Source organism: Nocardia sp. NPDC004260 (genome assembly GCF_053603155.1).
Genome location: NZ_JBSGEZ010000142.1, coordinates 1 through 7684, shown reverse-complemented (window position 1 = coordinate 7684; position 7684 = coordinate 1). Strand labels below are relative to the sequence as shown.

6 protein-coding genes are annotated in these 7684 nt (G+C 62.5%); 2 read left to right on the top strand and 4 right to left on the bottom strand.

The genetic code is table 11. From position 1 onward, the window contains the following. Window positions 1-783: 783 nt before the first annotated feature. The 4 genes from ACWEO7_RS37240 to ACWEO7_RS37225 all read right to left on the bottom strand — a co-directional run bounded on the left by ACWEO7_RS37240 (window position 784) and on the right by ACWEO7_RS37225 (window position 6675). Complete coding sequence (locus tag ACWEO7_RS37240) at window positions 784-1689, bottom strand: hypothetical protein (RefSeq protein WP_452430277.1); 906 nt, start codon at window positions 1687-1689, stop codon at window positions 784-786. Between the two features lie 239 nt (window positions 1690-1928). Next, window positions 1929-2618, bottom strand: coding sequence for a transposase family protein (locus ACWEO7_RS37235; RefSeq protein WP_452430275.1), 690 nt, complete (start codon window positions 2616-2618; stop codon window positions 1929-1931). A gap of 634 nt (window positions 2619-3252) precedes the next feature. After that, on the bottom strand, window positions 3253-4524 hold the full coding sequence (locus ACWEO7_RS37230; RefSeq protein WP_452430274.1) for an alpha/beta fold hydrolase: 1272 nt from the start codon (window positions 4522-4524) through the stop codon (window positions 3253-3255). Between the two features lie 741 nt (window positions 4525-5265). Then, window positions 5266-6675, bottom strand: coding sequence for an aminotransferase-like domain-containing protein (locus tag ACWEO7_RS37225; protein ID WP_452430272.1), 1410 nt, complete (start codon window positions 6673-6675; stop codon window positions 5266-5268). A 63-nt stretch (window positions 6676-6738) separates the two neighbouring features. On the opposite strand from ACWEO7_RS37225, the gene ACWEO7_RS37220 reads away from it, so the two are divergent. Next, on the top strand, window positions 6739-7059 hold the full coding sequence (locus tag ACWEO7_RS37220) for a cupin domain-containing protein (RefSeq protein WP_452430270.1): 321 nt from the start codon (window positions 6739-6741) through the stop codon (window positions 7057-7059). Window positions 7060-7116: 57 nt separating this feature from the next. After that, window positions 7117-7506 carry a PaaI family thioesterase gene (locus ACWEO7_RS37215; protein ID WP_452430279.1) on the top strand — a complete coding sequence of 130 codons (390 nt, stop codon included), beginning with the start codon at window positions 7117-7119 and terminating at the stop codon, window positions 7504-7506. Window positions 7507-7684: the final 178 nt, after the last annotated feature.

Here is a 7684-nt window from a genome sequence, read left to right as displayed (position 1 = left end):
GACGCTGGTCGACGAGGTCAGACGTAACCAGCCCATTGGCCCACGTCGCCAGATGGATACGTAGAGCAAGGCCAAAAAGACAGCCGCTATGCAAACTACCGATTCCTCCCAGTCGGCGACCCCGTGCTGGCGGACGTCGTCTGGCATGTGAGCCGGATCCGCCGAGGAAGCCTGCCGAGTAAGAGCGCGGCGACCAGGCCCGCGGCGCCGACAGCGGCGAAACCCAGGCAGGTGAGGCGGCGTCAATGGTGGAACCAGCGACCAGCACACCGAGAGCGAGGCCGGCGGTCGTCGCGGCAGAGTAGAGTCCCATTGCAGTGCCACACCGATCGGGTGGGGCATGACGGTTGACATCAGCCGCAAGCAGCCCGACCGTGGGGGCGCACAGGGCGCCGTTAGGGACCAGGGCAAGGCTCAATTGCCACCAGCCGAGTCCGGCCAGGCCAATGGGGGCTGTGCAGAGCGCGAGCAGCGCCAGCATGACCCGGGCCGAGGGTAGGCGGTGCAGGCGAGCGGCGATCAGACCGCCAGCGATCGAGAAGGCGGACCAGGCGGCGAAGACTACGCCGGTCGCGGCGACTTGGCCGTATACGATCGCCCGGTGCCCGGTGCCCGGTGCCCGGTGCCCGCTCGATCGCGGTCAAATGCGCCAAAAACTCATCAACCGGCTCGATAACCGCCAATTGTGCATCCAGCACAGTTCAGTTCGCCATGTCGTCGCGGCCCGATCCGGACTCTGGTGTCCGGGCCTGGTCGGCAAATCCTGTGATGGCTGGTGCGGCGCTAACTCGGCTGGGACGGCGATGCCGCGTGCCTAAGCCGGAGTTGGCAGCCGATCACCGAAGTGGACGAAGCGGTGCGTATGTCGTGTCGCGTCGATTCGAGGGCATCCACTGCGGCGGCGTTGATCCTCGACGCTCGGGCCATTTCCCCGCGTTCGCGATGCGCCTTCGCAATCGCGGTGATACTGACGATCAGTTCGCCGACCAAATCGGATTCAGTCGGCGGATCGTGAACCGCCCTGCACAACTGAGCCAGGACGAATGCTGCCTTGTCCAGATCCGGCGCGGGCGATCGAAGTTTGGGCGGACGCGAGCGACTCCCGGCTACAAGCGCCGACATACCGACTTCGTGCGCGGCGACGGCGAACGGCCCTCTCGCGTCCGGTTCGATCCGCCACGACCACAGCGCCAGCACCCCGGCGACCCGGCTTGCCGCCCACCCCCATGCCGTGCGCTCGCTACTGGGAACACCTGCCAGGTTTTCGTTGAAACCCCGGACTTCAGCCAGGGCGTATGCCCACAAATCGGTGTCGCCCCACAGCACCGTTTCCCTGACCGACGGCCCAATCGAATGCGGAAGCTTCCACTCAGTCTGCGCGTCGGCCATCGCATGTGCGTCGGGTTCCCATCCTTCCCGCAGGTCGAACAGACTCAAACCAGCGCCGACCTCGAGGTCGGTGATCGCGGGACCGAGGCGTGCACTGTGGGCCTCACGCCACTGCGCGATGTAGCCCGCGACATAACCGTCGACGACACTGACCCGCGGCTGCAGGACAGTCCCGGTCGCCCGCACCCGGCGTATCCATTCGACCTCCGACAGGCTGACCGCAGCCGTGGCGCGCAACGCGCGCCGCAGCATCCGATGGTCCGAGCCATCGCCGACTTCCAGCCGCTCAATTCCTAACATTCGATGCTCGAAACCCGCCCCCAGTCGAGGCAGCCCCGGCATCACCGACCGGTAGAGACAAAGATCGCAACCAGTCAACACGCCACCATCCGATCAGTCGACGAACCGAGGAGCACCGTCAGCCCAGGGGAGTAAATCTCTGCCGAAACGAGCATCCGCCCAGCCTGCCCAGTCACCAACACAATCCGATATGGGGGAAACACCCCTACGATCGCGACTGCGCCAGCGACCCCCGAGTGTCATGAAAGCGCTTGCGCGAAAAGAATCACCTCAGCGACCGCAATGCCAGCACTCACTCGACAGATTCCGTTCCCGGTCTCGCCAACCGCCCTCCACTCTGGCAGGTCCCGGCCTGGGATGCGGCGGTGCGGGATGATCGCGCTCGTGTCCTGGTAGCCGCCATCGGCGATCACCACTGCGTTGCGGCAGGCATGTGCCGCGCCGGACTCGGCGTAGGCGCGGGCAATCGTTGCGGTTGCCGGGTAGCGGTCGGCCGAGGCGACGACGAGCTCGGTGTCGGCGTCGATGACGACCTGATGATTGGTCGAGTACCGGTAGTTCCTGCCGGGTGCAGCCATATCATGATCGCGGGTCGGGACCAGGGTGCCATCGACGATCAAGACCGCACCACGCGGAAACCGGACACGGGGCCGCAAACCCATGGCTGGATCGAGATCTTCGATCACTCGGGCCGCAGCCGACTTGGAGACCCCGAACACCGCTGCCAGCTGGCGCATCGTGAGGTTGGTGCGCCAGTAGGCGGCCACCACCAGCACCCGGTCCTCGAAGCACAATCCCCTAGGCCGGCCCCGCAGCGGCCGGTCGGCGCCCTCACGCCGCAACCGGGTGATCAGGCGGGCGAACTTGCGTGGCCGCAGCCCGCTGAACAACTCCACCATCACCGCATCGACCGCCGAGATCACCGCCACGCGAACACGATACCGACTGCCGCTCAGAAACTTACAGGACAACCCTTACTTGAGGTGTGACGAATGATGCCGAAGACCAGCGGAACCGGGGCATTTCTCACAATCGAGGTCAGTCAGGGCTTAATGATGATGTCGCAATAGATGTCGAATCACATGCTGGCAAACCTTGACGTCGGCCGAAATAGTCAACGCGCCGCAGGCGCCCCTGCGTTATTCAAATTATTCGCCTGCGTCGACCTGTATTCCGACAGCAAACATAAGCGGTAGCGGATCAAAGTGTGGCAGAAAATTCTGTTGGCGTAAGTTCACCGCCATGTCCCCTTGGCTTCACGAGCAGGGAAGAAATGTGCCGGCGGCACAGAAAATCTTCTCCCACAGTTCTGCACTCAAATGTTTGGTTACGCCACACAATCTCGTCGAATCGGATTGGCAAGCAATGGTCTAGGCCCAGATCGCCGCGATTTCCTCGTCTTCCCCTGGCCCCGTCACCGGTGTTCATGGCGGGAAAGGCCTGCAGTCGTCGCCCGGCCCAGAATGCGGCCGAATTGACTTCAGAAGGCTTCCACTTTACGCATCTGTCAATAGGTGATCACTGTTGGTGGCAGCGCCTTATTCGCGCTAGAGATGTGTGGCTTCAATCCTCAGCATGCAGACACGCCTTCGCGAACGGACTCAAAACGAAGCGTTGCATCGATGTGCGCATCCGACGACGTACATATCTGGCGAGCAGTGGCGTTAAAGGTCGGAGCCAACCTCGCAATACCAGCCACCCGGATAATACGTAGCGTGTGCCCGAGTCGTCGTCCTGGAAGTCGTTGCGGAACCATCCATCATAGAGGGGCTTACGTTCTATGAGGCCGACGCTAGTAGGTGAAATGAAGATCAGCGTGTTCGGCACAATCCCCGCGGTACGGTGGTGTACTTCGACCTCGACCCAGTTCGCCGCATGGTCGATCGTGCGAACCGTGTCAATGGTGTCCGGGAAGGTCTCTGCCCAGGTCTCGGTGTTTTTGTACAGGCGTGTCGCGGCGTCGGGAGCCGCATCGAGATGTGTGGTTACCGTGGCATACAGCGACGTGTCAGCAGGAATGAATTTCCGTGCGGGTCGTATCGCATCAACGCTTCCGTCATCGGTACTTTCACTCCGGCTAAGGTGCCGACGAAGCGGTATCACGAGTTCGGCGGCTCGTTCGAAGGGAAAAAAGAGTTTACCGCCGGGTACCTCAACCACTTCGACGACACCGGGGATCGTTTGCGCCAGCCAGTAGGCCCATTTGCGGTGAAAGAAGACGTCGTCCGTCCCCCAGACCACGAGTGTGGGAGTAAGAAGTCTGCGCAACGCGGGCTCGACGGCGAGAAGGTCGCGGGCCCTCAGTGATGTCAACCAGCGTTGAAATTGGCGTGCCCGGCCGCGCGTGCCGAGCAATGGCGATAGCCATGCTTGAGCAATTACTTCGGGCAAATTGTGCACATCCTCGAAACCTGAGCCGTACGAACGTTTGCGAGCTACGGATATGTTACGCAATGTCCGAGGACCCATCGGCGCCAACAATCCGAGCCGGGCGAGTACGATGGTGGGAAGGAAGGCTTTCGGCGGCAGATTGTTATGAGTCTCGCAGTTCGTGAGCGTCAAAGTCTGTACACGCTCGGAATTGCGGGCAGTGAATATCTGCGCGACAGCGCCACCCGTGTTATTTGCGACCACATCGACAGTGTCCAGGCCGAGTGCGTCACAGCAATCAGCGACGAATTGCGCGAGGCCCGGCAGGCTGAAGTCGGTTCCGGGGTCAGCCGGAGTACTGCCATGCAAAGGAAGATCTATGGCAACGCACCTATACTCCTTGCGCAAAGATTCGATCACGTGTTGCCACAGATAGCTGCTGGTGCCAACACCATGAATGAACACGAGAGTCCGGTCTCCAGCGCCGGTGTCAAGGCAACTGACAGCTCCGGACGAAATCATGATCTCTCGACGAAACCGATCGATGGGAATGTATGTATGCATAACTACCTAAAGTTTGAACGACGACGTATCGACTATGCCGAACGGCCTCGGTATCAACGCCCGACCCACCAGGTCGGATGCGTCCGAAAGCCTTGACTCAGGCGCAAACCATAACCCCCGCTCGGCGAGTTGTGCCCTCGGCCGCAGAGTCGACTCGGCACAGGCCCGACCCGCAGCACCTTTAGCCTCACCAACCCGCCGAACATTGCCAGCGGCCGATTCCTCCCGCCTTGAGCGCCGACTTAGAGACCCTCGCGGACACAGTTCGGGTTCCAATCGACTCTCCTCGGTTCTTGGCAATCGCGTCACCGTCCGAGAGCATTCCTCTTACAGTCACACAGCGACATACCAGCTATCAAGGTATAGCTTGACACGCCCGGTCGCGCCACTGATATGGGGGAAATGCCTACGACAACGACGCAAGAGCCGGTTTCACGTCCGGCGCGGAACGCTGTCAGCCGTGCTGATCGCGACCGCGGCATATCATCTGACCGAGTTCACGAGGCGCTGCTTCGGGCGAACGCCAGCCAGCAGACATGCGTTCGAGTTGCTGTCAGCGACGACGCTACGGCAACAGGACGCTGTAAGTGGTCTAATCACCGAAATCCGGCCGAGCGCAGAACTTTCCCAGCGACGGAGCGCTCAGACCGCCAAAGGCGGCACTTCCGAAACCCGATGCACAGGAGGCTCATATCCGTGCCACGCTTCGGCAAGACGCTGCGCCACCTCCCGCAAGGCGCCTTTATCGGCGACGAAGCTGATACGCACGTACTCTGCGCTTCCCCCGGCAGCGTCGAGACCGGCTCCCGGCAGAATCGCCACACCGTGCCGCAGCGCACGCTGCGCAAACGAGGTGCCGTCTCCTCTCGGCAGACGCACCCAGAAGGTCTGGCCGCCCGGCACAGCACGCACCCCCCAGTCCGGTAGCAAACGGGCCAACTCGGCCAGCAGCACGTCGTGGCAGTCCTTGCGCTGTCGGCTGATTCGCGCACGGACGGCGTCGAGGCCCGGGAGCAACTCGACAGCAGCCAGCTGAGCAGGGATGTTGCCGCCGAGGTCATGAACAGCCCGTAGTCGAGCAAGGCGAGCAATCAATCCAGCTGGCGCTCTCACCCACCCTACCCGCAGGCCTCCCCACAGTATCTTGCTGAGTGAACCGACAGAGATGACGCCTTCACCGTAGGCCGCTAACGGCGGCGGTGGCGGATCGCCATCTGGAAACCCGAGGTCGGCCAAGACCTCATCGTCGACGAGTGGCACCCCTGCTGCTACGGCGCTCTCCACCAATACCCGCCGAGATAGAGAGGAGAGCACTGCCCCCGTCGGATTCTGATGTGTCGCGACAACATAGGCGAGCGCAGCTGAATCCACTCGCCCAAGACCAATCGGGCACGCCTGCGGTATTGCAGCGACCTCGCGAAATGCCTCCAGCGCGCCAGGATAGGTAGGCGCCTCGACCAGCACCCGCTCACCTGGTCGAACCAGTGCGCGAGCGATCAGCGATAACGCCTGCTGCCCTCCCCCAGTCACCAATATTTGCTCTGGATCCGTCGGTACTCCACGTGCGATGTAGCGTTCGGCGACTGCCAGGCGTAAAAGAGGATGCCCGGTGGGGTGATAGCCGATGTCACTTTCCACTGCCGCCAGCTTCGGTAAAATCCGCTGATAGGCTTCGACAACCTCAAGTGGCGGAGCCTGCGGCGCTGCACACGCAAGCCCGATTACTCCTGCATCGGGTTCGAGTAACTGTAAAAACGCGGGAGAGTGCGTTGTGCTGGGGCCTTTCGTCGGTCGAGAGCCAGCGACCGTGGTGCCACTGCCTTGCCGCCGCACGACTCGGCCTTCCACGCTCAGCAGGTCATAGGCCGCCACCACGGTGCTGCGCCCTACTGCAAGCGCTCGTGCCAGCGCGCGATCCGGCGGCAGCCGCATCTGTGGAGGAAACTCGCCGTCTTCGATCAGTGTCCGCAGCCGCCTGGCCAGCAGCAAGTAAAGCGGCCCGCGGCCGGCGGACCAGCGACCGAGTCGGTCGGCAACCTCGATTGGATCCATATCCAAACCAATTCTACTCGATTGGCTCTAGGCCGTTGTCCTTCTCCGGCTCACGATGAGGGCATGACCAAAGTCTCGATCCCTGACGTCATCGCCACCCTCCCCGGCCCCTGGCAGCCGCAAGACCTCGCGATGGCCAACGACACCATGATCCGCATCGCGCGCCTGCATGGCGAATTCCCCTGGCACCACCACGACGAGGACGAACTGTTCCTCTGCTGGGAAGGCACCTTCCGCCTCGAACTGCAGGACCGCGAGCCGGTAACCCTGTATCCGGGCGAGATGTTCGTCGTCCCGAAGGGTGTCAGGCACCGGCCCGTCGCAGAACAGCCAGCGCACGGACTTCTGATCGAACGCCCGGAAACCCAACAGTACGGCAACTGAGGAAAGGCTATGATGGCACGACAGGTCGGCTCGCTGGCGAACGTCACGCCGGAGCAGATGAACGCCTACAGCGAAGGCACCTTCGCCGACCTGATCGGCCTGCGCTACACCGAGCTGAGCCCCGACCGCGTGCGCGGCGAGTGGGTCGTAAAACCGCATCTCTACCAGCCCGCGGGCATCCAGAATGGCGGCGTGTACTGCACCGTCGTCGAGACGCTCGCCAGCATCGCCGGCGGCGTCTGGCTCGGTGACCAAGGCACCGTCGTCGGCGTCAATAACAACACCGACTTCCTACATCCGGTGCGCGAGGGCACCCTGACCGGCGAAGCCACCCCGCTGCATCGGGGCAGACTGCAGCAGCTGTGGCAAGTCGTCATCACCGATGAGCAGGGCCGCACCGTCGCCCGCGGCCAAGTACGCCTACAGAATCTGCCCCATCGTTCCTGAGCGCTTGACCAGTGACGGCGGAACAGGCGTGCCGGGAGGATAGGCGATGGCCGTCATGTCGGGGACAGCTTCAGGATTCCTGGGCTTAGAACTCAGTTCAGAATGAGTTTGCGGAGGCATATGACGGCGCAGGCGAGGCTGAGTAGGGCTTGGTGGATGTCGGCGCGGCGTTCGTAGC